General features: G+C 74.6%; 24 protein-coding genes. 5 read left to right on the top strand and 19 right to left on the bottom strand.

Annotated elements, in window-relative coordinates; translation table 11 throughout:
• Nucleotides 1-182 precede the first annotated feature (182 nt).
• The 12 genes from lgt to GGQ55_RS20465 all read right to left on the bottom strand — a co-directional run bounded on the left by lgt (nucleotide 183) and on the right by GGQ55_RS20465 (nucleotide 13,303).
• Nucleotides 183-1,142, bottom strand: a complete 960-nt coding sequence (gene lgt / locus GGQ55_RS20520; protein ID WP_179719927.1) for a prolipoprotein diacylglyceryl transferase — start codon at nucleotides 1,140-1,142, stop codon at nucleotides 183-185.
• On the bottom strand, nucleotides 1,139-1,933 hold the full coding sequence (gene trpA, locus GGQ55_RS20515; protein ID WP_179719925.1) for a tryptophan synthase subunit alpha: 795 nt from the start codon (nucleotides 1,931-1,933) through the stop codon (nucleotides 1,139-1,141). The genes lgt and trpA overlap by 4 nt, the downstream gene beginning before the upstream one ends.
• Nucleotides 1,930-3,279 carry a tryptophan synthase subunit beta gene (trpB, locus tag GGQ55_RS20510; RefSeq protein ID WP_179719923.1) on the bottom strand — a complete coding sequence of 450 codons (1,350 nt, stop codon included), beginning with the start codon at nucleotides 3,277-3,279 and terminating at the stop codon, nucleotides 1,930-1,932. The genes trpA and trpB overlap by 4 nt, the downstream gene beginning before the upstream one ends.
• Before the next feature lie 42 nt (nucleotides 3,280-3,321).
• Nucleotides 3,322-4,155 (bottom strand): indole-3-glycerol phosphate synthase TrpC, encoded by an 834-nt coding sequence (trpC, locus tag GGQ55_RS20505; protein WP_179719921.1) that lies wholly within the window; start codon nucleotides 4,153-4,155, stop codon nucleotides 3,322-3,324.
• A gap of 158 nt (nucleotides 4,156-4,313) precedes the next feature.
• Nucleotides 4,314-4,940: a Trp biosynthesis-associated membrane protein gene (locus GGQ55_RS20500; RefSeq protein ID WP_179719919.1), complete on the bottom strand. Its 627-nt coding sequence runs from the start codon at nucleotides 4,938-4,940 to the stop codon at nucleotides 4,314-4,316.
• Nucleotides 4,937-6,436 carry an anthranilate synthase component I gene (locus tag GGQ55_RS20495; RefSeq protein ID WP_179719917.1) on the bottom strand — a complete coding sequence of 500 codons (1,500 nt, stop codon included), beginning with the start codon at nucleotides 6,434-6,436 and terminating at the stop codon, nucleotides 4,937-4,939. Before GGQ55_RS20495 ends, GGQ55_RS20500 begins: the two co-directional genes overlap by 4 nt.
• Nucleotides 6,433-6,795 carry a phosphoribosyl-AMP cyclohydrolase gene (hisI, locus tag GGQ55_RS20490; protein WP_179719915.1) on the bottom strand — a complete coding sequence of 121 codons (363 nt, stop codon included), beginning with the start codon at nucleotides 6,793-6,795 and terminating at the stop codon, nucleotides 6,433-6,435. The genes GGQ55_RS20495 and hisI overlap by 4 nt, the downstream gene beginning before the upstream one ends.
• 43 nt (nucleotides 6,796-6,838) lie before the next feature.
• Nucleotides 6,839-7,477, bottom strand: coding sequence for a hypothetical protein (locus GGQ55_RS20485; protein ID WP_179719913.1), 639 nt, complete (start codon nucleotides 7,475-7,477; stop codon nucleotides 6,839-6,841).
• Nucleotides 7,474-9,129: an FAD-binding dehydrogenase gene (locus GGQ55_RS20480; protein WP_179719911.1), complete on the bottom strand. Its 1,656-nt coding sequence runs from the start codon at nucleotides 9,127-9,129 to the stop codon at nucleotides 7,474-7,476. The genes GGQ55_RS20485 and GGQ55_RS20480 overlap by 4 nt, the downstream gene beginning before the upstream one ends.
• A 9-nt stretch (nucleotides 9,130-9,138) precedes the next feature.
• On the bottom strand, nucleotides 9,139-9,651 hold the full coding sequence (locus GGQ55_RS20475) for a hypothetical protein (RefSeq protein ID WP_179719909.1): 513 nt from the start codon (nucleotides 9,649-9,651) through the stop codon (nucleotides 9,139-9,141).
• A gap of 65 nt (nucleotides 9,652-9,716) precedes the next feature.
• Nucleotides 9,717-11,531: an ABC transporter ATP-binding protein gene (locus GGQ55_RS20470; protein ID WP_366489843.1), complete on the bottom strand. Its 1,815-nt coding sequence runs from the start codon at nucleotides 11,529-11,531 to the stop codon at nucleotides 9,717-9,719.
• Nucleotides 11,528-13,303, bottom strand: coding sequence for an ABC transporter ATP-binding protein (locus tag GGQ55_RS20465; RefSeq protein WP_179719907.1), 1,776 nt, complete (start codon nucleotides 13,301-13,303; stop codon nucleotides 11,528-11,530). The genes GGQ55_RS20470 and GGQ55_RS20465 overlap by 4 nt, the downstream gene beginning before the upstream one ends.
• A 100-nt stretch (nucleotides 13,304-13,403) precedes the next feature.
• On the opposite strand from GGQ55_RS20465, the gene GGQ55_RS20460 reads away from it, so the two are divergent.
• Nucleotides 13,404-14,009, top strand: coding sequence for a TIGR03085 family metal-binding protein (locus GGQ55_RS20460; protein WP_179719905.1), 606 nt, complete (start codon nucleotides 13,404-13,406; stop codon nucleotides 14,007-14,009).
• Between the two features lie 187 nt (nucleotides 14,010-14,196).
• On the opposite strand, the gene GGQ55_RS20455 is transcribed toward GGQ55_RS20460, so the two are convergent.
• From GGQ55_RS20455 to GGQ55_RS20430, 6 genes are read right to left on the bottom strand one after another with little or no spacing between them, the layout of a single operon-like run.
• Nucleotides 14,197-16,716 (bottom strand): polynucleotide kinase-phosphatase, encoded by a 2,520-nt coding sequence (locus GGQ55_RS20455; RefSeq protein ID WP_179719903.1) that lies wholly within the window; start codon nucleotides 16,714-16,716, stop codon nucleotides 14,197-14,199.
• Nucleotides 16,713-18,122, bottom strand: coding sequence for a 3' terminal RNA ribose 2'-O-methyltransferase Hen1 (locus tag GGQ55_RS20450; RefSeq protein ID WP_179719901.1), 1,410 nt, complete (start codon nucleotides 18,120-18,122; stop codon nucleotides 16,713-16,715). The genes GGQ55_RS20455 and GGQ55_RS20450 overlap by 4 nt, the downstream gene beginning before the upstream one ends.
• Nucleotides 18,123-18,165: 43 nt before the next feature.
• Nucleotides 18,166-18,960 (bottom strand): imidazole glycerol phosphate synthase subunit HisF, encoded by a 795-nt coding sequence (gene hisF, locus GGQ55_RS20445; RefSeq protein ID WP_179719899.1) that lies wholly within the window; start codon nucleotides 18,958-18,960, stop codon nucleotides 18,166-18,168.
• Entirely contained in the window at nucleotides 18,957-19,349 is a 393-nt protein-coding gene (locus GGQ55_RS20440; protein ID WP_179719897.1) for a RidA family protein, read from the bottom strand. The genes hisF and GGQ55_RS20440 overlap by 4 nt, the downstream gene beginning before the upstream one ends.
• Complete coding sequence (gene priA / locus GGQ55_RS20435) at nucleotides 19,346-20,071, bottom strand: bifunctional 1-(5-phosphoribosyl)-5-((5-phosphoribosylamino)methylideneamino)imidazole-4-carboxamide isomerase/phosphoribosylanthranilate isomerase PriA (protein WP_179719895.1); 726 nt, start codon at nucleotides 20,069-20,071, stop codon at nucleotides 19,346-19,348. Before priA ends, GGQ55_RS20440 begins: the two co-directional genes overlap by 4 nt.
• Before the next feature lie 16 nt (nucleotides 20,072-20,087).
• The gene (locus GGQ55_RS20430; protein WP_179719893.1) at nucleotides 20,088-20,903 is read right to left on the bottom strand and encodes a mycofactocin-coupled SDR family oxidoreductase; all 816 of its coding nucleotides are present in this window, start codon (nucleotides 20,901-20,903) and stop codon (nucleotides 20,088-20,090) included.
• Between the two features lie 79 nt (nucleotides 20,904-20,982).
• Between GGQ55_RS20430 and GGQ55_RS20425 the strand changes: the two genes are divergently transcribed.
• From GGQ55_RS20425 to GGQ55_RS20410, 4 genes are all read left to right on the top strand, one after another.
• Nucleotides 20,983-21,591: a nitroreductase family protein gene (locus GGQ55_RS20425; protein WP_179719891.1), complete on the top strand. Its 609-nt coding sequence runs from the start codon at nucleotides 20,983-20,985 to the stop codon at nucleotides 21,589-21,591.
• Nucleotides 21,578-22,339, top strand: coding sequence for an SDR family NAD(P)-dependent oxidoreductase (locus GGQ55_RS20420; protein ID WP_179719889.1), 762 nt, complete (start codon nucleotides 21,578-21,580; stop codon nucleotides 22,337-22,339). Before GGQ55_RS20425 ends, GGQ55_RS20420 begins: the two co-directional genes overlap by 14 nt.
• A gap of 136 nt (nucleotides 22,340-22,475) precedes the next feature.
• Nucleotides 22,476-22,847: a DUF1707 SHOCT-like domain-containing protein gene (locus tag GGQ55_RS20415; RefSeq protein ID WP_179719887.1), complete on the top strand. Its 372-nt coding sequence runs from the start codon at nucleotides 22,476-22,478 to the stop codon at nucleotides 22,845-22,847.
• Nucleotides 22,848-22,854: 7 nt separating this feature from the next.
• Nucleotides 22,855-23,889, top strand: a complete 1,035-nt coding sequence (locus GGQ55_RS20410) for a molybdopterin-dependent oxidoreductase (protein ID WP_179719885.1) — start codon at nucleotides 22,855-22,857, stop codon at nucleotides 23,887-23,889.
• 1 nt (nucleotide 23,890) lies between these two features.
• On the opposite strand, the gene GGQ55_RS20405 is transcribed toward GGQ55_RS20410, so the two are convergent.
• Nucleotides 23,891-26,212, bottom strand: a complete 2,322-nt coding sequence (locus tag GGQ55_RS20405) for a M20/M25/M40 family metallo-hydrolase (protein WP_366489838.1) — start codon at nucleotides 26,210-26,212, stop codon at nucleotides 23,891-23,893.
• Nucleotides 26,213-26,229 lie beyond the last annotated feature (17 nt).

Below are 26,229 nucleotides of genomic sequence, written 5' to 3'. Positions count from 1 at the left end.
TGGCGGCCTCGACTCGCGGAGCCCACCGGGCGGGTGTCCGTTGGGCGGTCGTCCACGGGGCGGCACTGGCCCGGTTCCGACGGATGCGGACCCGCTCAGGATCGCTGGCGGGTCGCGACAGAAGGGTACACAGCCGTAACACACGGCCTGTACCGATAAACCTTCTCCGCGGCGCGTCGTGCTCAGGCGTCTGCGTCGGGTTCTGCATCCCCGCGTCTTCGCTGGTCAGCGGCGACCCGGTCGGCGGTCTGCCCCTCGGCGTCGGACGCCTCGACGGCCGCCTTCGGCCCTCGCGAGGCCCTCGCCGACCGGGATGTGGCCTTCGTCGCTCCCCGGTCGATCACCTCACGCGGCCGTCCGCGCTGCCAGACCATGTAGGCCACGGCGAGCAGCCCGAGGACGATCGAGGTGAAGACGTTGAGCCGCAGGCCGAAGAAGTGCTCGGCCGTGTCGATCCGCAGCATCTCGATCCAGCCGCGGCCCAGGCAGTACAGCGCCACGTACAGCGCGAAGGCCCGCCCGTGGCTGAGCCGGAACCGCTTGTCGGCCCAGACGACCAGCCCGGCGGCGATCAGGTTCCAGACCAGTTCGTAGAGGAACGTCGGGTGGTAGAGGGCGACGTTCTCGTAGCCGGGCACCCGGTGCGCCGGGTCGATCTCGAGGGCCCACGGCAGGTCGGTGGGCCGGCCGTACAGCTCCTGGTTGAAGTAGTTGCCGAGCCGGCCGATCGCCTGGGCGACCAGGATGCCCGGGGCGATGGCGTCGGCGAACGCCGGCAGCGGGATCTTGCGGCGGTGGCAGGCGATCCAGGCACCGACCCCACCGAGGATGATCGCGCCCCAGATGCCGAGGCCGCCCTCCCAGATGGCGAACGCCTTGAGCGGGTCGCCGTTCTCGCCGAAGTACGGCTCGGGCGTGGTGATCACGTGGTAGAGCCGGCCGCCGATGATGCCGAAGGGCACCGCCCAGACGGCGATGTCGAGCACGTCGCCGGGTGCCCCGCCGCGGGCCACCCAGCGCTTCTCGCTGATCCAGCAGCAGATGATGATCCCGGCGATGATGCACAGCGCGTACGCCCGCACCGGCAGCGGGCCGAGGTGCCAGACGCCCTGCGCCGGGCTGGGGATGCTCGCGAGGATCATGCCCGTACCCCTCTGCGCACCCCGTCGGCCAGCTGCGCGGACAGCGCGCGGACGGCGTCCGGACCGCCGTCGATCATCTGCCGCACGTAGGCCGAACCGACGATGACGCCGTCGGCGAAGGAGGCGACCTCCGCCGCCTGCTCGGCGTTCGACACACCCAGCCCGACGCAGACCGGCAGGTCCGGCGCGACCGCCCGGGTCCGGGCCACGAGCTTCTCGGCGGTGTCGCTGACCGTGGCCCGGGTGCCGGTGACGCCCATCGTCGAGGCGGCGTAGACGAAGCCGCGGCAGGCCGCGGTGGTCGAGCGCAGCCGGGCCTCGGTGGAGGACGGCGCGACGAGGAACACGCGGTCCAGCCCGTGCTCGTCGGACGCGGCGAGCCACTCGGCCGCCTCGTCGGGGATCAGGTCGGGGGTGATCGCGCCCGCTCCCCCGGCGGCGGCCAGGTCGCGCGCGAACCGGGCCACGCCGTAGCGCTCGATCGGGTTCCAGTAGCTCATCGGCACCGGGACGGCGCCCGCGGCGGCCACCGCCTCGACGGCCTGCAGCACGTCGCGCATGCCGACCCCGGCCCGGACGGCGACGTCGACGGCCTGCTGGATGACCGGCCCGTCCATGCCCGGGTCGCTGTAGGGGATGCCGATCTCGACGATGTCCGCACCGGCCTCGACCGCGGCGACCATCCCCGCGATCGAGGTGGGCACGTCCGGGTAGCCGACGGGGAGATAGGCGACCAGCGCGGCGCGGTCGTGGGCCTTCGCGCCCGCGATGGCCTCGGCCAGCGTGCTCATGCGCTCTCCCCCGCCTCGTGGCCGGGGACGGCCTCGTCGTTGGACACGGCACCCTCGGTCGGCTGCTGGTCGGTGTCCAGGCCCGGGCCGGGCTCGGCGTCGTCGTGGTCGCCCAGCCCGAACCAGCGCGAGGCCGTCTCGACGTCCTTGTCGCCGCGGCCGGAGAGGTTGACCAGCAACAAGGCCTCCGGGCCGAGCTCGCGGCCCAGCGTCAGCGCTCCCGCGAGGGCGTGCGCCGACTCGATCGCCGGGATGATCCCCTCGGTGCGGCAGAGCAGCGCGAACGCCTCCATCGCCTCGGCGTCGGTGACCGCGCGGTACTCGGCCCGGCCGATGTCGTGCAGGTAGGAGTGCTCGGGGCCGACGCCCGGGTAGTCCAGGCCCGCGGAGATCGAGTGCGACTCGATCGTCTGCCCGTTCTCGTCCTGCAGCAGGTAGGACCGCGCGCCGTGCAGCACGCCCGGCGTCCCACCGGTGATCGTCGCCGCATGGCGGCCGGTCGCGACGCCGTCGCCCCCGGCCTCCAGGCCGACCAGCCGCACGCCGTCGTCCGGGACGAAGGCGGTGAAGATGCCGATCGCGTTGGAACCGCCCCCCACGCAGGCGAGGACCGCGTCGGGCAGCCGGCCCTCCCGCTCGAGCACCTGGGCGCGGGCCTCGTCGCCGATGACCCGCTGGAAGTCGCGGACCATCGCCGGGAACGGGTGCGGCCCGGCCACGGTGCCGAAGACGTAGTTCGTCGTCTCGACGTTGGTGACCCAGTCGCGGAACGCCTCGTTGATCGCGTCCTTGAGCGTGCGCGAGCCGGTGGTCACCGGGATCACCTCGGCGCCGAGCAGCCGCATGCGGGCGACGTTGAGCGCCTGGCGGCGGGTGTCCTCCTCGCCCATGTAGATCGTGCAGGACAGGCCCATGAGCGCGGCGGCGGTGGCGGTGGCCACGCCGTGCTGGCCGGCGCCGGTCTCGGCGATGACCCGCTCCTTGCCGATGCGCTTGGTCAGCAGCGCCTGGCCCAGCACGTTGTTGATCTTGTGCGAGCCGGTGTGGTTCAGGTCCTCGCGCTTGAGCAGGACCCGTGCGCCGCCGGCGTGCGCACCGAAGCGGGCGGCCTCGGTGATCGGGCTGGGCCGGCCGGTGTAGTCGCGCTGCAGCCGCTCGAACTCGGCGATGAACGCGGGGTCGACCCGCATGGCCTCGTACGCCTCGGTCAGCTCGTCGAGCGCGGCGATCAGCGCCTCGGGCACGAAGCGGCCGCCGAAGATCCCGAAGTGGCCGGTCTCGTCGGGCCAGCTCGGGCGCGCCGGCACGAGACGGTCCTCGGGCGGGTGCAGCGAGCTGGTCGTCATGGCGCCATTGTCCCGCGCGTCCCCGCGGAAGCGGTGAAGGGGTCAGCGGGCGGCGCGTGGCGTGGCGGGGTGGGAGCCCGCGGTGACCAGGTCGGCGACGGCCTGGCGGGCGTCGCCGGCGGTGACCAGCCCCTCCCCGACCAGGACGGCGTCGGCCCCGGCGGCGGCGTAGGCGATGAGGTCGCGCGGGCCGCGCACGCCGGACTCGGCCACCTTCACGATCCCCGAGGGCAGCCCCGGCGCGATCCGCTCGAAGGTGGACATGTCGACCTGCAGGGTGGTCAGGTCGCGGGCGTTGACGCCGATCACCGAGGCGCCGGCGCCCAGCGCGCGGTCGGCCTCGGCCTCGGTGTGCACCTCGACCAGCGCGGTCATGCCGAGCGACTCGACCCGCTCCAGCAGTCCCATCAGCGCGTTCTGCTCCAGCGCGGCGACGATGAGCAGGACGACGTCCGCCCCGTGCGCCCGCGCCTCGTGCACCTGGTAGGCCGAGACGACGAAGTCCTTGCACAGCACCGGTACGTCCACCGCGGCCCGGACGGCGTCCAGGTCGGCCTGCGAGCCGCCGAAGCGGCGCCGCTCGGTGAGCACGCTGATCACCCGCGCCCCGCCGGCGGCGTACTGGCGGGCCAGCTCGGCCGGATCGGGGATCTCGGCCAGCGGGCCCTTGCTCGGGCTCTGCCGCTTCACCTCGGCGATCACGCCCACGCCGGGAGCCCGCAGCGCGGCCAGCGCGTCGAGCGCGGGGCGGGTGGCGGCGGCTGCGGCCTTGACCTCCTCGAGGGGCGTGAGCGCCTCGCGGGCGGCGACGTCCTCCCGGACGCCGACCAGGATCGCGTCGAGCACGGTGCCGTGCTGCTGGGGGATCTCCGTCATGACGTCGTCCCGCGGAGTGGGCTCGCGCACACTTCTCCGGGGTTTCTCGGACTTCGCACGGGTACATCCCCTCACCAGCCGGATCGGTGGACCCACTCTAGAAGGGACCGACGACCGCCCCTGCCAGGGGGCGGGGGTTCGGCGCGCCCTGCGACCTGCTAATGCGTCCCTGACCCGGGCGCGTCGGACGGCGCTTCCGCGGGGTCCGCGGTCGGGTCCTCTCCCCGGTCCAGCGCCCGCCACGCGTCGGTCGCCCGCTCCTCCTCGGTGCGCTGACGGGCCGCCGGCGCGCCGGGACGCTCGTACCGCCGTCCCATCCCGGGCCAGCCGCGTCCCCGGACGGCGACCAGCAGCCCGACGGCGACGGCGAGCAGCCCGGCGACGATCACGGCCACCGGCCAGCCGGCCGCGGGATCGACCGTCACCGGGCCCGCGACCCGCCCGACCCCGGGCAGCTGGGTGGACGCCTCGGCCAGGCCACCGTTCAGCGCCCGGACGGCGGACCACACGAGCACGCCCCCCGCGACGACCAGCACGCCGCCCAGCACCGCCCGCACCACCCCGCTCACGGCGAACAGCGCGACCGCGGCGGCGAGCAGCAGCAGTCCCATCGCCGGGACCAGGGGCGCGGCGGCCGACCCGGTGAGCGACCCGACCACCGGCGGCAGCGGCCGCGGGCGCTCCGCGGTCACCCCGGCCCAGCGCTGCCCGGCGGCGAACAGCGCCAGCCCGCCGGCCACGGCCGCCCCGAGGACGGCCCCGGTGAGCTCGCGGCGCGCGTTCACCGGACCTCCTTCAGGCCCTCCGCCGTCGCGATCGCCGACAGCACCGCCCGCGCCTTGTGCCGCGTCTCGGCCTCCTCGGTCGCCGGGTCGCTGTCGGCCACGATCCCCGCGCCCGCCTGCACGTACGCCCGTCCCTGGTGCAGGACGGCGGTGCGGATCGCGATCGCCATGTCCATGTCGCCCCCGGCGTCGAGGTAACCGACGGTGCCGGCGTACAGCGCGCGCCGGGTGGGTTCGAGCGACTCGATGATCTCCATCGCCCGCGGCTTGGGCGCCCCCGACACCGTGCCGGCCGGGAAGGTGGCGTCGAAGACGTCGAGAGCGTCCCGGTCGTGCTCGACCTGCCCGGCGACGGTCGAGACCAGGTGCATGACGTGGCTGTAGTGCTCGATCCGCATGAAGTCGGGCACCTCGACCGTGCCCGGCACGCTGACCCGGCCGAGGTCGTTGCGGGCCAGGTCGACCAGCATCACGTGCTCGGCCCGCTCCTTGGGGTCGGCCAGCAGGTCGTCGGCGAGCGTGACGTCCTCCTCCGGGGTCGCCCCGCGCGGGCGGGTGCCGGCCGGCGGGTGCACGACGGCCGACGAGCCGGTCACCGTCACCAGCGCCTCCGGCGAGGAGCCCACGACGTCGAACGGCGTCTCGCGGCCGGCGAAGCGCAGCAGGTACATGTAGGGCGAGGGATTGGTCACCCGCAGCACCCGGTACAGGTCGAGCGCGTCCACGTCGGTGGTCAGCTCGAAGCGCTGGCTGAGCACGACCTGGAAGGCGTCGCCGGCGCGGATGTGCTCACGGATCCGCTCGACGCCGTCCTCGTAGACGCCCGACGCCATGTTGCTGCGCACCGGCGGGGCCTCGGCGGTCTCCAGGACGGCGACCCCGGGCGGGGTCGCCTTCACCAGGTCGGCGGCCATCGCGTCGAGCCGGGTGACCGCGTCGTCGTAGGCCTCGGGCGTCCGCTCGAGCGCGTTGGCGATGAGCAGCACCGTGCCGTCGTGGTGGTCGAGCACGGCGAGGTCGGTGACCAGCATCATCGCCAGCTCCGGCATGCCGAGGTCGTCGGTGCTGATGACCGGCAGCCGCTCCAGGCGGCGGACGACGTCGTAGCCGAGGTAGCCGACCAGCCCGCCGGTGAGCGGGGGCAGGCCCTCGGTGCGCGGCGAGCGCAGCGCTCTGGCCAGCGTGTGGACGGCGGCCAGCGGGTCGGCGGGCAGCGCGTCGGTGAGGCCGGCGATCGGCTCCCCCAGCCACTGCGCGGCGCCGTCGGTCTCGGTCAGCACCCCGGCGCTGCGGACGCCGACGAAGCTGAACCGCGACCACTGCTTGCCCTGCTCGGCGGACTCGAGCAGCACCGTGCCGGTCCGTCCGGCGGCGAGCTTGCGGTAGATGCCGACCGCGGTCTCGGCGTCGGCGAGCAGCTTGCGGGTCACCGGGACGACCGGCTGGTCGAGCTGCGCGAACTCCTCCCGCGTCGGGCTGGTCTCCCCGAGCTTCACGCGGCCACCTCCGCCGACAGCGGCCGGTGGAAGCACGAGCGCTCGCCGGTGTGGCAGGCCGGGCCCTCCTGGTCGACGAGCACCAGCAGCGCGTCGCCGTCGCAGTCCAGGCGCACCTCGCGCACCCACTGCCGGTGCCCGGAGGTCTCGCCCTTCACCCAGTACTCGCGCCGGCTGCGCGACCAGTACGTGGCCCGACCGGTCGTCAGGGTGCGGTGCAGCGCCTCGTCGTCCATCCACGCGAGCATGAGCACCTCACCGGTGTCGTGCTGCTGGACGACGGCGGCGACCAGCCCCGCGGGATCGCGGCGCAGCAGCGCGGCGACCTCCGGGTCCAGTGCGTTCTCGACGGCGGGCATGCCGACGATTGTCCCTGCCGCCGCCCCCGGGGAGCAGTGCCGGTCAGCGCGCGGTGTCGAACCAGCGTCGTCCGCCGCCGAGCAGCACCAGCCCGAGCCCGACCGCCGGCCCGGCGAAGAACACCAGCGCGAAGGCCAGGAACGCGCTCGTGGAGCCCGAGCCGGGGATCTCCGACGCGATCACCGACAGCCGCACCGCCCAGTAGATGCACAGCAGCACCTGGACGGCGAAGCCCACCACCAGCACGACCAGCGAGCGCCGGCGGCGGGAGTTGAGCGCCAGGACCCCGGCGACGATGAGCAGCACCGCCGAGGCGACCTGCACGATGCCGACCACGGTGCCCTCGCCGGCCAGCTGCGACACCTCCTCCGGCGGTGCGGAGGTGGGATCGGCGTCCGCGGCGATGTCGATCAGCGACGAGAACAGCACGACGTAGATCGACGCCACCATGACGAACGCGGCCTGGCAGAACGCGAGCACGGCGGCGGCGATGACCTGCCCCGGCCGGCGCGGCCCGGCCGGGACCGGCGGGTAGCCGTACGGCGGGTACCCGTAGGGCGGGTACCCCGGGTAGCCGTACGGCGGGTACCCGTACGGCGGCGGCTGCGGGGCCGGCGGCGGGTCGGTGGCCGGCGGGCCGGCGTAGGCCTGCGCGTTCGGGTCGGCCCAGGGATCGCTCACAGGGCCGCCGCCAGCGCCCGGCCGGCGGTGCGCCCGGAGAACAGGCAGCCGCCGAGGAAGGTGCCCTCGAGCGACCGGTAGCCGTGCATGCCGCCGCCGCCGAAGCCGGAGACCTCACCGGCGGCGTACAGGCCCGGGAACGGTTCCCCGCCCGGGCGCAGCACCCGGCCGGACAGGTCGGTCTCCAGCCCGCCGAGCGTCTTGCGGGTGAGCAGGTTGAGCCGGACGGCGACCAGCGGCCCGGCGTCCGGGTCGAGCAGCCGGTGCGGCGCCGCCACGCGGATCAGCTTGTCCCCCAGGTAGCTGCGCGCGCCGCGGATCGCGGTCATCTGCAGGTCCTTGGTGAACGGGTTGGCCACCTCGCGGTCTCGCGCGACGATCTCGGCCTCGACCGTGGCCAGGTCGAGGTGCGGGGTGCCGCCGGTGATCCGGTTCATCCCCTCGACCAGCTCGGGCAGCGAGCGGGCGACGACGAAGTCCTCGCCGCGGTCGAGGAAGGCCTGCACCGGCGGGGCGACCTCGACGCGGGCCCGCTTGAGCAGCAGCCGGACGTCCTTGCCGGTCAGGTCGGGGTTCTGCTCCGAGCCGGAGAGCGCGAACTCCTTGCCGACGATCTTCTGGGTGGCGACGAACCAGGTGTGCTCGTAGCCGGTCTGCCCGATGTGGGCCAGCGTGCCGAGGGTGTCGAAGCCGGGGAACAGCGGCACCGGCAGTCGCTGCCCGGTGGCGTCCAGCCACAGCGACGAGGGCCCCGGCAGGATCCGGATGCCGTGCTTGTCCCAGACCGGCGAGTGGTTGGCCACGCCCTCGGTGTAGTGCCACATGCGGTCGCCGTTGACCACGCTGGCACCGGCGGCCTCGGTGGCCACCAGCATCCGGCCGTCGACGTGGGCCGGGACGCCGGAGAGCAGCCGCTTCGGCACCGGGCCCAGGCGGGCCGGCCAGTTCTTGCGGACCAGGTCGTGGTTGCCGCCGATGCCCCCGGAGGTGACGACGACGGCCTGGGCGGCGATCTCGAACGGCTCGACCTCGACCCGCGAGCTGGCCTCGCCGCGGGCGATGTCGCTGGGCTCGAGCACGTGCCCGCGCACGCCGGTGACCGCGCCGTCGGTGACCACCAGGTCGTCGACGCGGTGCCGGAACCGGAGCTGGACCAGGCCCTTCTCGGCGGCCTCCTGCACCCGGCGGGCGAACGGTGCGACGATGCCCGGACCCGTGCCCCAGACGATGTGGAACCGGGGCACCGAGTTGCCGTGGCCGGTGGCGGTGTAGCCGCCGCGCTCGGCCCAGCCGACGATCGGGAAGAACCCGATGCCCTGCGACTTGAGCCAGGACCGCTTCTCCCCCGCCGCGAACTGCAGGTACGCCTCGGCCCACTGCCGCGGCCAGTGGTCCTCCTCGCGGTCGAACCCGGCGGTGCCGAACCAGTCCTGCCGGGCCAGCTCCAGCGAGTCGTGGACCCGCAGCCGCCGCTGCTCCGGGGAGTCGACGAGGAACAGCCCGCCGAAGGACCACCAGGCCTGCCCGCCGAGGGAGCCCTCGGGCTCCTGGTCGACCAGGACGACCCGCTTGCCGGCATCGGCCAGCTCCGCGGTGGCGACCAGCCCGGCCAGTCCGGCCCCTACGACGACGACGTCGGTGTCGGTAGTCACGGGCGAACGTTAACGGGAGCGGGTGCCCTCCCGCCGTCCCCCCGCGGAGCGACTCCCCCCACGCCCCGTTCTGCGGCCGCTCCAGGCCCGCACCGGCCGGCGCAGCGTGAGCGCCAGGCAGCCGATCGGGCCGATGAGCAGCAGCAGCGCCTGCCACAGCGCCGCGCCGCCCCCGAGCGCCCCGAAGAGCAGCACGAGGGCGAGCAGGGTGAGCAGCAGGAGCACGCTGCCGGCGGTGAGCACGATCCAGCCCCGGCCGCGGCCCAGGAAGACGAGCACCGCCCCCGCCACGGTGCCGGCGGCCAGCAGGGCCGGGACGACGACGTACCAGTCCAGCAGCGACCCCGGCTCGTAGAGCAGCCAGCCCAGGTAGAGGAACTCGGCGGCGACGAGCAGCCCGAGGACGGCGGCGAACGGCGCCTCCATCGGGCGCGCCATCGCCGCGGCCGGGACCGGGCGGGCCAGCGGCGCGGACCGCGGGGAGCGTCGCGCCGCCACCCGGGATCGGGAGGAGGACGGCATGGCGCGGAAGGATAGGACGGGAACCCCGCTCAGCGGGGCCCGCGCTCCTGGGAGTTCGCTGAGGGCTACCGGACCGGCTCGGGTTCGCCCGCCGACGAGCGGCGCCACGACGCGTGCAGCCGGGCGTAGGGCCCCTCGGCCCGGACCAGCTGGGCGTGCGTGCCGCGCTGCACGACCCGCCCGCCGTCGACGACCAGCACCTCGTCGGCGCGCTCGGCGGTGGAGAGCCGGTGCGCGATCGTGAGCGTCGTCCGGCCGTCGGTGAGCGTGTCGAGGGCGCGGGTGAGCCGCTGCTCGGTGGCCGGGTCGACCGCGCTCGTGGCCTCGTCGAGCACGAGCAGGTCGGGGTCGGCCACGTAGGCACGGGCCACGGCCACGAGCTGCCGCTCCCCCGCCGACAGCGACTCGCCGCGCTGGCCGACCGGCGTGGCCACGCCGTCGGCCAGGCCCTCGACCCAGGCACCGAGCCCGAGCTCGTCGAAGGCCGCGGCGACGTGCGCGTCGGTCATGCCGGGCCGGCCGTAGCGGACGTTGTCGGCGACGGTCGCGTCGAACAGGAAGCCGTCCTGCGGCACCATCACCACCCGCTCGCGCAGGCCGGCGAAGGCGACGTCCTGGAGCGGCACCCCGGACAGCAGCACCCGGCCCTCGACCGGGTCCATCAGCCGGGTGACCAGCTTGGCGAAGGTGGTCTTGCCCGATCCCGTCTCGCCCACGATCGCGACCCGGCGGCGCGGCGCGATCTCGAGGTCGACGTCGTCCAGGGCCTTGCGGGCGCCCGGCGCGTAGCGGAAGGAGACGTGGTCGAAGCGGACCGACAGCGGACCCTCGGGCAGGTCGCGGCCGTGCCCCTCGAGCGCGGGGTCGCGGACGTCGGGCTCGGTGTCCAGGACGTCGAGCACGCGGCGGAACCCGGCGACGGCGTTCTGCGCCTCGTTGAGCACCTCGCTGGCCGTCTGCACCGGGGCGACGAACAGCGTGACGAGGAACAGGAAGGCGACCAGGGTGCCCGCGGTGATGTGCCCGCCGATGCCCAGCAGGACGCCGATGACGACGACGGCCGCGTTGGCGATCGCGGCCACCAGCTCGCCGGTGACGTAGACCGCCGCCGTCGTCTTCTGGGCGTCGACCGAGGCGCGGTAGTGCCGACCGATCGCGTGGTCGATCCGGGCGGCGGTGCGCTCGCGCACGCCGTAGGCCCGCACGGTGGAGGCACCGACGACCGACTCGGAGACCGCGGCCAGCACGTCGCCGATCCGCTCGCGGACGACGCCGTAGACGCGGGCGAGCTTGCGGGCGAACAGCTTGACCGCGAAGGCGAGCGGGATGAAGCAGACCAGCACCACGAGGGTGAGCTGCCACGAGTAGAAGGCCATGACGCCGGTGGCGACGATGAGTTGGCCGACGCTGATCACGCCGAGCACGCCGCCCCACTGCATGAACACCGACAGCTGGTCGACGTCGCTGGTCACCCGGGAGACCAGAGAGCCGCGCTTCTGGCCCTGCTGGTGCAGCACCGACAGGTCGTGCACGTGCCGGAAGGCCCGGACCCGGAGGCCGGCCAGCGCGGTCTCCGTCGTCCGGAACAGCCGGACGTTCATCCGGTAGACGGCGACGGCGGTGACCAGCACGACGACGGCGCAGACCAGCACCAGGGTGCGGACCAGCTCGAGGTCGGGGCCGCCCGGTCCGGACAGGCCCTTGTCGATGGTCTGCTGGACGGCGATCGGGACGACGACCCGGCCGGCGGTGGCGATCAGCGCGAGCAGGAAGGTGACCGGCAGGCCGCGGCGGAACTCCGGCATCATCCGCAGGCCCCGGCGCAAGGTGGCGAAGGCGCTCTCCGGCCGCTCGTCGGCGGTCAGCCTGATCTCGGTCACGCGGCCACCTCCGCCTGCTGGTAGGCGCGCACCAGCGCGGCGTAGCCGGGGACCTCGGCGAGCAGCTCCTCGTGGGTGCCGCGGGCCAGCACCTGGCCGTGCTCGATCCAGACCACCTCGTCGGCCAGCGCGATCGTCGCCTGCCGGTAGGCGACGACCACGACGGTGGACGGCGGGTCGGTGGCCCGCAGGGCGTCGAGGATCTGCTGCTCGACCGCCGGGTCGACGGCGCTGGTCGCGTCGTCGAGCACCAGCAACCGGGGCGAGCGGACGACGGCGCGGGCCAGCGCCAGCCGCTGCCGCTGGCCGCCGGACAGGGTCGCGCCGCGCTCGCCGACGCGGGTGTCCAGGCCCTCGGGCAGCGCCGCGACGAACCGGTCGGCGGCCGCGGTGCGCAGCGCCGCCCAGACCTGCTCGTCGTCGAAGTCGCCACCGAGGGTCACGTTGCCGCGCACCGAGTCGTCGAAGAGGAAGGTGCCCTGCGGCACGAACGCGGCTTGCCCGCTGACCTCGCCCTCCCGCAGCGTGCGCAGGTCGACGCCGTCGAGCAGCACGTGGCCGTCGGCGGGGTCGACCAGCCGGACCAGCAGGCCCGCCAGCGTCGACTTGCCCGAGCCGGTCGGCCCGACGACGGCGAGCGTCGTCCCGGCCTGGACGTCGAAGGTGACGCCGGTGAGCGTGCTGCGGTGCGCGCCCTCGAAGGCGAAGTCGAGGTTCCGGACGGACAGCGAGGCGCCGCCGGTGCCGGCCGGTGCGGCGTCCGGACCGTGCGGCGTCTCGCCGGTGGCGTCGAGCACCGGCCGGACCCGGTCGAAGCCCGCGAGCGCGCGGGGCAGGTCGGCGAGCACCCAGCCGATCGCGCGGATCGGCAGGGTGAGCAGGCTGAACAGGTAGGCGATCGACACCAGCGCGCCGGCGTTGGTGCTGCCACCGGCCACCTGGGTCGCCCCGACCAGCAGGATCGCGAGGATGCCGAGGTTGGGCAGCGCCTCGAGCATCGGGTCGAAGAGCCCCCGCACCCGGCCGACGTCGACCAGGCCGTCGCGCAGCTCCCGCGCGCGCGTCTCGAAGCGGGCGGTCTCGGTGTCCTCGCGGCCGAGGGTCTTCACGACCAGGGCGGCGTCGAAGCTCTCGTGGGCGATCTCGCTGACCTCGGCGCGCAGCTGCTGGGCCCGCTGCATCCGCGGGCTCATCGCCTGCGAGTAGAAGTAGTTGGCCGCGAAGACCAGCGGGAAGACGATCAGGCCGACCAGCGCCAGCCAGACGTCGGTGAGCAGCAGCGCGGTCACGGTGATCGCGATCATCACCAGCGCGCCGCAGGCGAACGGCAGCGGCGAGACGAAGAACCACGAGCTCTCGACGTCGGAGTTCGCGTTGGACAGCAGCTGCCCGGTCGGGTGGCGCTGGTGCCAGGACAGCGGCAGCCGCAGGTACTGGCCGGTGACCCGGCGGCGGTAGTCGGCCTGCAGCCGGTAGCTCATGATCCCGGCGAACAGCCGGCGGCCGAGGATGCCGAGCACCTTGAGGACGGCGACCACGATGATCGCGGTGGCGGCGAGGATCAGCGCACCGGCCGTCGTGCGGCCGTCGCGGAACGCCGGGAGGATCAGCCGGTCGGTCACCCCGCCGATGACGTAGGCGCTGGCCACGGTCATCGCGCCGTAGAGGCTGCTGCCGAGCACCGCGAGGGCGAAGATGCCCTTCTGCTCGCGGATGGCTCGTCCGACGTGGCGCAGTCCGCGCCGCACGACGGCGTCTCGGCGGCGGGGCACAGCTGTCCTCCAGGGTTCTCGGGGCGGTGCGGACACTGTACGTGATCGTTAGGTCCGCTAAGTGCTACGCGCCCGCGATCACCGGACGTAACGTGGCGGGATGAGCAGCTCTTCCCTCGCCGACCGGGAGCGCGCCGAGCTCGCCGACCTCCTGGAGAAGCTGGGTCCCGACGCGCCGACCTGCTGCGAGGGGTGGACGACGGCGCACCTGGCCGCCCACGTGGCCACCCGCGACCGCCGGGTCGACGCGATGCCCGGCTACGGGCTGGAGCAGGTCTCCCCCGCGCTCGGGGCCTGGGCGCACCGGGTCGAGGACCGGCTGCGGGAGTCCGCCGACTACGCCGACGTGGTGCGGCAGGTGCGTGACGGTGCGCCGCGCTGGTCGCCGATGGGCTGGCCGGGCCTGGGGCCGCTGTTCAACACGACCGAGTTCGTCATCCACCACGAGGACGTGCGGCGCGCGCGCCCCGGCTGGACCCCGCGCAAGCTGGCGAAGGCCGACCAGGACCAGATCTGGCGGGCGGTCGTGATCCTGGCCCGCCGGGCGGCCCGCGGCCGGTCGCTGGTGCTGCGCCGCGCCGACGTCCCCGGCGAGGAGAAGCGGCTGGGCAGCGGCGAGACCGTGAAGACCGTCACCGGCGAGCCGCTGGAGCTGCTGCTGTGGGTCAGCGGCCGCAAGGACGTCGCCCGGGTCGCGATCTCCTGACCGGGGTCAGTGCCGGCGGTTGCGGCGACCGGCGCTGACGAGCCCGGCGACGACCAGCAGCACCGGAAGGACCAAGCCCCACATGAGCCAGCCGCCCACCGATCTCTCCTCTCGGTCCACCCGCCCGTGACCCCAGCCTGCGCGCCACCACCGCGTGCGGCGTCACCCCGAGAGGACGAGCGCATCGTCACAGGCGGGGGTCGACGGGTTCGGACTCCAGCGCCAGGACGGCGAACACGCACTCGTGCACCCGCCACAGCGGCTCGCCGCGCGCCACCCGCTCCAGCGCCTCCAGCCCCAGCGCGTACTCGCGGTGCGCCAGGCCGCGCTTGCGCCCGAGGTTGCGCTCGCGCAGTCGCTCGAGGTTCTCCGGGCGGGTGTAGTCGGGGCCGTAGATGATCCGCAGGTACTCCCGGCCGCGGACCTTGAGCCCCGGCTGCACGTACCCGCGGCGGCCCTTCGTGAGGTTGGCGGCCGGCTTGACCACCATGCCCTCCCCGCCGGCCTCGGTGAGCTCCGTCCACCACTCCGCCGCGGTCTGCTCGGATGCGGGGTCGGTGACGTCGACGAACCGGTGCGCGGTCGGGCGGACCAGCTCCGGATCGGCGGCCACCAGCCGGTCGGCCTGCGCCAGGTGCCAGGCGTGCGGCCGGTCGGCGAACGTCGTCCCGGCCGCGGCGAGCACCTGGAACGGCGCGATCGAGATCCCGGCCAGCCCGTCGGTCGGCCAGCAGTAGCGGCGGTAGGCAGCCGTGAACGCCGCGGCGTCGTCCGCCCTCCCCCGCTGCCGGTCGAGCAGCTCGCCGACGTCCAGCCCGTGCGCGGCCGCCTGCTCGAGCACCGACACCGCCGCTAGCAGCGCGGCACGCGCCGCCGCGCCGACCGCCGCGTACTGGGTGCGGATGAGCTCCTCCGCCTTCGCCGACCACGGCAGCAGCTCGGCGTCGAGCAGCACCCAGTCGGAGCCGAGCTCGTCGAACAGGCCGGCGCCGCGCACCGCCGCGGCCAGCCGGCCGAGCAGGTCGGCGGTCAGGTCCGGGCCGAAGAACGACCGGCCGGTGCGGGTGTGCACCGCGCCCGTGCCGTCGGCGCGGACCAGCGCCACGGCCCGCGAGCCCATGTGCTTCTCCTGGCAGACCACCTCGGCCACGCCCTCGCCCCGGTAGTAGGCGAACGCCTCCGCGGGGTGCTCCAGCAGCCCGGGCAGACCTGAGGTCGCGACCGGGCTCATCGTCGGCGGCAGGTGCAGCAGCCGCTGCGGTGCGATCGCGAACCGGCTCATCACCTCGATCGCGGCCGCGGCGTTCTCCGCGCGCACGGTGATCCGACCGGCCACCCGGGTCTCGACGATCCGCTTGCCGAGCACGCCCTCGACGTCCAGGACGTCGTCCGCCCGGGCCACCGCCGCCGGGGCGGCCGCCCCCTCCGGCAGGAAGGGTCGGGCCGGCTCGTAGTACGTGCGGTGCGCCGGGACCGAGACGACCTCGCGCTCCGGATAGCGCAGCGCGGTCAGCCGGCCGCCGAACACGCAGCCGGTGTCGAGGCACATCGTGTTGTTGACCCACTCGGGCTCGGGCACCGGCGTGTGCCCGTAGAGCACCATGGCCCGCCCGCGGTACTCCGTCGCCCACGGGTAGCGCACCGGGAGCCCGAACTCGTCGGTCTCCCCCGTCGTGTCGCCGTAGAGGGCGAAGGAGCGGACCCGGCCGCTCGCCCGCCCCTGCAGCTTCTCCGGCAGCCCCGCGTGCGCGACGACGAGCGCGCCGCCGTCCAGGACGTAGTGGCTGACCAGGCCGTAGCAGAACCGCTCGACGTCCTCGCGGAACTCGGCGGGCTCCTGCTCCAGCTGCGCGAGCGTCTCGGCCAGCCCGTGGGTGACCTGCACGGTGCGCCCGCGCAGGGCCCTGACCAGCTTGTTCTCGTGGTTGCCCGGCACGCAGAGGGCGTGGCCGGCGGCGACCATGCCCATCACCAGGCGCAGCACGCCCGGTGAGTCGGGGCCGCGGTCGACGAGGTCGCCCACGAACAGCGCCGTCCGGCCGTCCGGGTGCTCGGCGTCGACCGGCCGGCCCTGCGCGTCGCGGGTCAGGGCGTAGCCGAGCGCGGTGAGCAGCTCCTCGAGCTCGGCGCGGCAGCCGTGCACGTCGCCGACGACGTCGAACGGGCCGGTCAGCTCGCGGCGGTCGTTGAACTGCTTCTCGTAGGTGATCGTCGCGGCGTCGACGTCCTCGGGCGTGGCGAGGACGTGCACCTTGCGGAAGCCCTCGCGGCCCAGCCCACGCAGCCCCCGGCGCAGGTCGGAGCGCTGCCGGCGGATCACGCCCGGGTCGAGGTCGCGGTCGGGGCGTTCGGCGGTGCGCTGCAGCAGCACGCCCTCCGGCAGGTCCAGCACGATCGCCACGGGCAGCACGTCGTGCGCCGTGGCGAGCGCGACCAGCGACGCGCGGTCCTCGCGCTTGACGTTGGTGGCGTCGACGACGGTGAGCAGCCCGCGGCGCAGCCGGACGCCGGCGATCGCGTGCAGCACCTCGAAGGCGTCCGGCGTGGCCGCCTGGTCGTTCTCGTCGTCGGCGACCAGCCCGCGGCAGAAGTCGCTGGACAGGACCTGCGTGCCGCGGAAGTGCCGGCGGGCGAAGGTGGACTTGCCCGAGCCGGAGGCGCCGATCAGCACCACCAGCGCGAGATCGGGGACGGCGAGCTCGCTCACGCGGCGGCCTCCTGCGCCGTCCGCGTGAACACGGCCATCTGCGTGGGCGGGCCGACCTCGGGGTCGTCGGAACCGACGGGGACGAACCGGACGGCGTAGCCGTGCCGGCCGGCGACGCCGCTCGCCCAGTCGGCGAACTCGGCGCGGGTCCACTCGAAGCGGTGGTCGCGGTGGCGCATCGAGCCCGCGGCGAGGTTCTCGTAACGGACGTTGTGCTCCACGTTCGGCGTCGTGACGACCACCGTGCCCGGCGCGGCGTCGGCGAAGACGGTGCGCTCGAGGGCGGGCAACCGGTCGGGGTCGAGGTGCTCGACCACCTCCATGAGCACGGCGGCGTCGTAGCCGCGCAGCCGGGCATCGGTGTAGGTCAGCGCGCCCTGGCGCAGCGTGATGCGATCCCGCTGCCGCTCGGGCAGCCGGTCGAGGTGCAGCCGGCGGGCGGCGATCTCCAGGGCGCGGGCGCTGACGTCGACGCCGACGATCTCGGTGAGCTGCCGCTCGTCGAGCAGCGCCCGCAGCAGGGCACCGTCGCCGCAGCCGAGGTCGAGCACCCGGGTCGCGCCGGCCGAGCGCAGCGCGGCGAGCACCGCGCCGTGCCGCTGCAGCACCAGCGGCACCGGCGTGTCGACGGGCTCCTCGGGGACGGCGTCGTCCAGCCGCTCGGTGTCCAGGTCGTCGACCTCGGCGAGCCGGGCCATGGCCTGCCGGGCGAGGCTGCCCCGGTGGGCGAGGTAGCGGCGGGTGATCAGCTCCCGCTCGGGGTGGCCGGCCAGCCAGCCGCCGCCGGCGCGCAGCAGCTTGTCCACCTCGTCGGTGCCCACCCAGTAGTGCTTGGCGTCGTCGAGCACCGGCAGCGCGACGTAGAGGTGGTTGATCGCGTCGGCGAGCCGCAGCGTGCCGGTCAGCCGCAGGTCGACGTAGCGGGAGTCCCCCCACTGCGGGAACTCGGGGTCCAGCGGGACGGCGCGCGCGTCGACGGTCCAGCCGAGCGGTTCGAAGAACCGTCGAGCCATCTCGGCCCCGCCGCGGCAGGACAGCGCCGGCAGGTGCACCTCCAGCGGGAGCGCGGTCCCGGGGAGCTCGGGGCGCTCCTTGCTCACGCCGCGCCGGGCGCTGGCGAACGCCTTGCCGAGCGCGACGGCGAGCAGGCTGGAGGCGGCGTAGGGCCGGTCGTTGACGTACTGGCCGAGGCTGAACCCCTCCGCGCCGCGCGAGCCCCTGACCAGCGCGATCGGGTCGACCTCGAGCAGCAGCGCGACCGTGCAGCGCTCGTCCGTGGCCTCCGGGTAGAAGACGTGCGCCGTGCCCGCGCCGATCTCGACCGTCTGCGCTCGGGCCGGGTTCTTGTGCAGCAGGAAGCCCAGGTCGGTCGCGGGACGGTGGGTGGTCGACAGCGTGAGGAGCACCGCTGGAGTCTCGGTAAGCGGAACGCCGCCGTCCAGCGACTTCTCAGCGCGTCGGGTGGTCGACTTCCTCGCGCACGGGGACGCCGGCGGCGGCCAGACCGGCCTTGACGTCCCCGATCCGCAGGATCCCGAAGTGGAAGACGCTCGCGGCCAGGACGGCGTCGGCGCCGGCCTCGACGGCGGGCGGGAAGTGCGCGACCGCGCCCGCTCCCCCGCTGGCGATCACCGGCACGCCGACCTCGCGGCGCACCGCGCGGATCAGCTCGGTGTCGAAGCCCTGCCGGGTGCCGTCGGCGTCCATGGAGTTGAGCAGCACCTCGCCGACGCCGAGCTGCGCGGCCTGCACCACCCACTCGACGGCGTCCCGGCCGGTGCCGCGCCGACCGCCGTGCGTGGTGATCTCGAAGCCGGAGTCGGTCACCGCGCCGTCCTGCACCCGGCGGGCGTCCAGCGACAGCACCAGCACCTGGTTGCCGAACCGGTCGGCGATCTCGGCGATCAGCTCCGGCCGCGCGACCGCGGCGGTGTTGACCGCGACCTTGTCCGCCCCGGCGCGGAGCAGCCGGTCGACGTCGTCCACCGACCGCACGCCGCCGCCGACGGTCAGCGGGATGAACACGCTCTCCGCGGTCCGCCGGACGACGTCATAGGTGGTCTCGCGGTCGCCGGAGCTGGCCGTGATGTCGAGGAAGGTGAGCTCGTCGGCGCCCTCGGCGTCGTAGACGCGGGCCATCTCGACCGGGTCGCCGGCGTCGACGAGGTCGACGAAGTTGACGCCCTTGACCACCCGGCCGGCGTCGACGTCCAGGCACGGGATCACCCGCACGGCGAGGCTCACGCCACCCCTTCCCGGACGGCGTCGGCCTCGATCTCGACCAGCATCGCGGGGTCGATCAGCGCCGCGACCTGCAGCATCGAGGTCGCCGGGCGGACGTCGCCGAACGCCTCGCCGTGCGCCCGGCCGATCTCCTCCCACCGGCTGATGTCGGTGACGAACATCCGGGTGCGGACGACGTCGGCCAGCGTGAAGCCGGCCCGCTCCAGCGCCTCGGTCAGGTTCGTGATCGCCTGCTTCGTCTGCGCGTACGCGTCGCCGGGGTGGACGACGACGCCGTCCACGGTGGCCGTCGTCCCGCTGACCCAGGCCGTGTCCCCGCGGACGACGACGCGGCTGTACCCGACCACGCCCTCCCACGGGGTGTCCGACCCGAACCGGAGCACCGTCACGACGACGCCACCTCCAGGGCCTCGGGGAGCGTGAACGCGCCGGCGTAGAGCGCCTTGCCGACGATCGCGCCCTCGACACCGATCGTCGTCAGCCCGGCGAGCGCGCGGATGTCCTCGAGCGAGCTCACCCCACCGGAGGCGATCACCGGCCGGTCGGTGGCGGCGCAGACCTCGCGCAGCAGGTCGAGGTTCGGCCCGCGCAGCGTGCCGTCCTTGGTGATGTCGGTGACGACGTAGCGGGCGCAGCCCTCCTCGTCGAGCCGGGCCAGCGTCTCGTACAGCTCGCCGCCCTCCCGGGTCCAGCCCCGCGCGGCCAGCCGGGTGCCGCGGACGTCGAGGCCGACGGCGATCCGGTCGCCGTGCTCGGCGATCGCCTGCGCGCACCACTCCGGCGACTCCAGCGCGGCGGTGCCGAGGTTGACCCGCCGGCAGCCGGTGGCCAGGGCCGCCTCGAGCGACGCGTCGTCCCGGATGCCGCCGGAGAGCTCGACGTCGACGTCCAGCTCGCCGACCACCCGGGCCAGCAGCTCGCGGTTGGACCCGCGGCCGAACGCGGCGTCGAGGTCGACCAGGTGCACCCACTCCGCGCCGTCGCGCTGCCAGGCCAGCGCCGCCTCCAGCGGGTCGCCGTAGGAGGTCTCGCTGCCGGCCTCGCCCTGGACCAGGCGCACGGCCTGGCCGTCGGCGACGTCGACGGCGGGGAGCAGCTGCAGCTTCGGCACGTGCCAGAGCCTAGGTTCACATCTCCGTGACGCCCGCGTCCGGGGCGAGCTCGTGGGCGGTGACGAACCGCGACTCGTCGGACGCGAGGAAGACGACGGTGTCGGAGACGTCGGAGGGGTCGGTGCCCTCGACCGGCAGCATGTTCATGAACATCGCCCCGAGCCGCTGGTCGGCGGCCATCGGACCGCCCAGCGCGGCCTGCATGTCCCCGGTGCCCATGGGCGTGGCCACGCCCGTGGGGTGGACGCTGTTGACCCGGATGTTGTGCTTGGCCAGCTCCGTGGCGAAGGCCTTGGCCATGCCGCGGACGGCGAACTTGCTGGTCGTGTAGTGGACCATGAACGGCTGCACCTTCAGCCCGGCCGCCGAGCTGATCAGGATGATCGAGCCGCCGCCGGCCCGGACCACGTGCGGCGCGCCCACCATGACCGTGTTCCAGACGCCGGTGACGTTGATGTCGAGGGTGTTCTGGAACTGCTGCGGGGTGACCGTGTCCCAGGCGCTCGGCGTGCAGATGCCGGCGTTGGCGACGACGACGTCCAGCCGGCCGAGCTCGCCCACCGCCGCGTCCACGTCGGCGCGCATGCCCTCGAGGTCGCGCACGTCGCGGCGGACGACCACTGCCCGCTGATCCTCGGCCTCGACCAGCCGCACCGTCTCGTCGAGGTCTTCCGGCGTGGGCTGGTCGTACGGGATGTCCGGCAGCTCGCCGGGGGTGTCCAGCACGACGACGTCGGCACCCTCGCGGGCGAACCGGACGGCGTGGCTGCGGCCCATGCCGCGGCCCGCGCCGGTGATGAAGGCGACCTTGCCGCTGAGGCGTCCTGCCATGGCTGTGCTCCCGTCTCGGCACCGACCGGTTGACCCCCGCAACGTATCGATCGGTCCTCGCGCCGGGCAGAGTGCGGGCATGGAATTCGCCGACGTCGTCCGCAAGCGGCGCATGGTCCGCGACTACGACCCCGACCGGCCGGTACCGCCCGAGGTGCGCGAACGGCTGCTCGAGCACGCGCTGCACGCGCCGTCGGCCGGCTTCAGCCAGGGCTGGGCGTTCCTGGTGCTGGAGACGCCCGAGGAGCGCGACCGGTTCTGGGCGGCGACCACCTCGGCCGAGGACGAGCAGACGATGGACGCCTGGCTGGTGCGGATGCGCCGGGCGCCGCTGATCATCGTGCCGCTGTCGCACAAGCGGGCCTACCTCGAGCGCTACGCCGAGCCGGACAAGCCCTGGCAGGACCTCGACGAGAGCCACTGGCCGATCCCGTACTGGCACATCGACACGGGCATGGCCTCGCTGCTGATGCTGCTCACCGCCGTCGACGAGGGCCTGGCGGCGTGCTTCTTCGGCATCCAGGCCGAGCAGCACCCGCCCTTCCACGAGGCATTCGGGGTGCCCGACGACCACACGGCGATCGGCTGCATCGCGGTCGGCTACGCCGGCGCCGACGACCGCCGCTCCCCCTCGCTGAAGCGGGGCCGCCGCGGCGTCGAGGAGGTCGTGCACCGTGGCCGCTGGTGAGGCTCGCGGTGTCCTGGTCACCGGCGGCTCGCGCGGCATCGGCCGGGTGATCGCCCGCGCCTTCGCCGAGCGGGGCGACCGCGTCGCGGTCCACTGGGGCTCCTCGCGGGAGCGGGCCGAGGAGGTGCTCGCGGGGCTGCCGGGCGAGGGGCACGCGCTCGTGCAGGCGGACATGGCCGAACCCGAGGCGGTCGGGGCGATGGTGGACGACGCCGCGGCCGCCCTCGGCCGGCTCGACGTCCTGGTGAACAACGCCGGCGTCTTCACCGCCCACCCGCCGCTGGAGGTCTCCTACGAGGAGTGGCAGGCGGCCTGGGCCAGGACCCTGGCGGTCAACCTGCTCGGCGCCGCCAACGCCACTTTCCGCGCCGTGCCGCACCTGATCGCCGCGGGCGGTGGCGCGGTGGTCAACGTCTCCAGCCGCGGCGCGTTCCGCGGCGAACCGAACACGCCGGCGTACGGCGCGTCCAAGGCCGGGCTGAACGCGTTCGCCCAGTCGATGGCGCTCGCGCTGGCGCCGCACGGCATCTCGGTGACCTGCGTGGCACCCGGCTTCGTCCAGACCGAGATGGCCCGCGAGGTGCTGGACGGTCCCGGCGGCGACGCCGTCCGGGCGCAGTCGCCGCTCGGCCGGGTGGCCCGCCCCGAGGAGGTGGCCACCGCGGTGCTGTGGCTGGCCTCGCCGGAGGCGCGGTTCTCCACCGGCACGATCGTCGACGTCAACGGGGCCTCGTACCTGCGCAGCTGACCCCGGGCACTGCCGACCGCTCCCCTGCGTTGGCCCGTACGTCGATCTCCGTACACAGCTCGCGCACGGCGGACGACGACGTCGCACAGCAACGCGGAGCACGATGGGGTGCCAGCGGACGAAGGAGGCTCCGGACATGGGAGACCTGCAGCCCCGGATGCGCGCCGGCGATGCCGACCGCGCGAAGGCCGTGGAACGGCTGGGCCGGCATCTCGGCGAGGGACGGCTGACCGTCGAAGAGTTCGACGAGCGGGTCGGCCAGGCGCACGCCGCGGTCTACCTCGACCAGCTGCCGCCGTTGTTCACCGACCTGCCGCCGGACCCGACGCCGGTCGCCCCCCGTCGGTCGCGTCCGCCGGCGTGGGCGCCGTCCGCGGCGGCCATCGTGCTGGCAGCCGTGGTGGTGTCGATGTCGATGGTCCTGGCCGTGCACGGCGTCGTGCCGATCTTCCCGCTCCTGCTGCTGTTCTTCGTCCTCCGGTCCCGGCGGTGGAGCCGGCGCTGGTGATCCGGGGATGGCGCTGCGGCTGCCCCGCCGCGCCGGGCGGCGCACCAACCTGGGGCTGCTGACCCTCCTCGTCCTCGCCGGGGCGACCGGGCTGCTGGCCTACGCGGTCGGCACGCCCGGGCCGGCCCGCGTCGTGGTGGCCGTGCACGGTGCCGCCGGCCTCGGGCTGCTGCTGCTCGTGCCGTGGAAGACCGTCGTCGTCCGCCGGGCCTGGCGGCTGCCGCGTTCGGTCCGGGCGCCGGGGACCGCCGTGTTCCTGGCCGTGCTCGTCGTCCTGACCGTCGTCTCCGGCGTGATGCACGCGGTGGGCGCGACCGGCCCGTGGGCCGGCGTGACGGCGCTGCAGGTGCACGTCGGGGCGGCGATCTGCACGCTGGTCGTGCTCGGCACGCACGTGTGGGGCCGGCGCCAGCGGTTCCGCACCACCGACCTGCAGCGGCGGGCGCTGCTGCAGACCGGCGCGCTCGGGCTGGGCGCCGCCGCGCTGTGGGGCGGGCTCGAAGGCGTGCTGCGGCTGACCGGCGCGCCGGGCGCCCGCCGCCGGGCGACCGGCTCGGCGGAGCGCGGCAGCGGCGATCCCGAGGCCATGCCGGTCACCCAGTGGTTCACCGACGAGCTGCCTGCCGACCCGCCCCGTGGTGTCACCGTCGTGGCCGGCGGGCGGTCGGTGGTCGTCCCGGTCGCCGACCTCGACCGCGGTGACCGGGTGCGCGCCGTCCTCGACTGCACCGGCGGCTGGTACGCCGAGCAGGAGTGGTCCGGCGTCCGGCTGGACCGGCTGCTCGCCGGGCTGGACCTCCCCGACGGTGGCAGCGTCGACGTCGTCTCGGCGACCGGCTACACCCGCCGCCTGCCGCTGGCCGACGCCGCGCACCTGCTGCTGGCCACCTCGGCCGCCGGGACGGCGCTGTCGGCCGGGCACGGCGCCCCGGTGCGGCTGGTCGCGCCCGGGCGGCGCGGCTTCTGGTGGGTGAAGTGGGTGGTCCGGCTGGAGGTGGTCGACGCCCCGTGGTGGGTGCAGTCGCCGTTCCCCCTGCAATAGGTCAGGACAGCGGCACCGTCTTCGCGACCAGCACGAGGTCGGAGCTGTGCGAGCCGGCGGCGCTGACGTCGTCCGGGCGCGGGACGAAGCCGGGCAGCCCGTCGAGGCCGTCGCTGCCGTCGCAGACCCAGAGCTCCACGCTGCCCGGGTCCTTGACCGTGTAGGTGATCTCGACGCCGTCGGCGGGCGGTGCGTGGTAGGTGATCCACAGCGTGTGCCCGCCGAGCGCGTTCTTCTCCACGTCGCGCCCTTCGGCCCGGGCGGCGACCACCGTGCCGGCGCCGGCGTCGAGCTGCAGCACGAGCAGCCGCGCCCCCTGGCGCTGCGGCGTCACCCGCACGGTGATCTCCCGGCCGTCCTGGCTCGGCCGGTCGGACAGCGTCTGGACCGCCGGGGCGACGAGGGACGCGGCCTGCGCCTGCCCGGTCCAGACGTCCTTGCCGCCGATGTAGGGGTAGGGCTCGTCGAGCTGCTTCTTCTCGTCGACGTACTGCTTCGTGTACGCGACCGGGTCGGCCTCCGTGGTGGCCCAGCGGGCCTCGCCGGTGTCGGTGTCGAGCGCGTAGACCAGCTGGCTCGGGATCGGGTGCCGCGCGTCGAAGCGGTCGACCTGCAGGCCGATGACGGCGCAGGCGACGACGAACGCGACCCCCGGCACCGCCGCGGCGGCCAGGCGCGGACCGCCGTCGTCGAACAGCAGCTCGACCGCGGGCAGCAGCGCGACCGCGCACAGCGTGGCGACGAACGCCGGGGCCGCGACGGCGGAGAGCCCGAGCGCGGGCAGGAAGAGGGCGACGGTCGGGGCGAGGACGACGACCGCGACCGCGCCGCCGAGCAGCGCGGCGACCGGCCGGGTGGCCGGGACCAGCACGGCGAGCAGACCCGTCAGCGCGCCGGCCAGCGCCGGGATCGCCGCGAGGTAGGAGCCGCCGGGGGCCAGCGCGGCGAGCACGGCACCGAGGACGGCCAGCCAGACGAGGCCGCCGGTGGCGAGCGCCGCGCCCCCGATCCGCCGGCGCAGCAGGGCGTACCAGAGCAGCACCACGGTGAGGACCACCGCGACCGCGGCGACGCGGTACCAGCCGGGGCGCCACGGGTCGAGCATCGAGGCGTAGCCGGGCCTGATGAGGACCAGCAGCGACCACAGCTCCTGCGCGGCGAACGGCGCGGCGGCCAGCGGCAGGACGGCGAGCCCGGTGGCGGCCGCCGTCCGGCCGATCGAGCTGATCCCCCGCCGGGCGAGGACGACGACCAGCCCGAGCACGAGCACGATCGCCGCGATCGCCAGCGGCCACACCCACGAGCCCGGGTAGCGGACCAGCCGGCCGAGCACCGGGAAGTACGTGGCGTCGCCGCCGGAGGCCGTGCTCAGCGCGGTCAGGTCGCGGTCGCCGAAGGCCTGGGCGAGGGCGAGCGCGTTCTCCCCCTCGCCCTGCAGGCTGGCCTGGTCCTGCCGGTCGGGGGTGTCCTGCGGGGCGTGGTAGGCGGCGGCACCGTCGATGAACGCGGTGTTCAGCCCGGTGAACTCACCGCTCTCGCGGAACGGGGTGAAGTCGGTGTCGTTGGGCAGCGCCCGGTAGACCTCGACGGCGAAGCTGGTGGCCACCGGGTCGGGCACGGCGTCGGCGTAGACCTCGGTCAGGTCGGCGTTGCCGAGCGAGGTCTCGAACATGATCGGGGGGCCGCTGGTGCCGCGGGCCTCGAAGTTGAGGACGACGCCGCCCCGGTTGGCCAGCGGGTGCGAGTGCACGAAGGCCTCGGCGCCGCAGAGGCAGGCCTCCTCGGCGTCGGTGAAGACGACCACGACGTCGTTCTTCAGCCGCGGCCCCTGCGTCAGCGCGCGGACGGTCTCCAGCAGCGAGGAGACCCCGGCGCCGTCGTCGCTCGCGCCCGGGCCGGTCTCGACCGAGTCGTGGTGGGCGACGAGGAAGAGCCGCCCGGTGGGGTCGGTGCCCGGCAGGACGCCGACGACGTTGCGGACACTGGCCATCTCGGTGGTGCCGTGCAGGGCCGCGTAGCTGCCGACGGAGGTCTGCACGCGGGTGTCCAGCCCGTAGCTCGACAGCGTCGAGACCAGGTAGTCGACGACGTCGGCGTCGGCCGCGCTGCCCGCGACGTGGGTGCGGACGGCGATCTGCTGGACGTGCTCGAAGGCCCGCGCGGCGCTGAACTCGCCCGCCGGTGCGCTCGCGGGCTTCGGCTGCGGCGGCTGCAGGGCGACGACCGTCCACGCGATCAGGCCGAGCAGCAGCGCCGTGACCAGAAGGGGGACGGCGAGACCGGGAAGCCGCCCTCGACCTCGGGGCATCGGCGTGGCAGGCACGGCGTCACCCTAGGTGT

The sequence above is a fragment of the Petropleomorpha daqingensis genome, from assembly GCF_013408985.1.
GTDB lineage: Bacteria > Actinomycetota > Actinomycetes > Mycobacteriales > Geodermatophilaceae > Petropleomorpha > Petropleomorpha daqingensis.
This window is presented reverse-complemented; position numbering and strand designations above follow the sequence as displayed.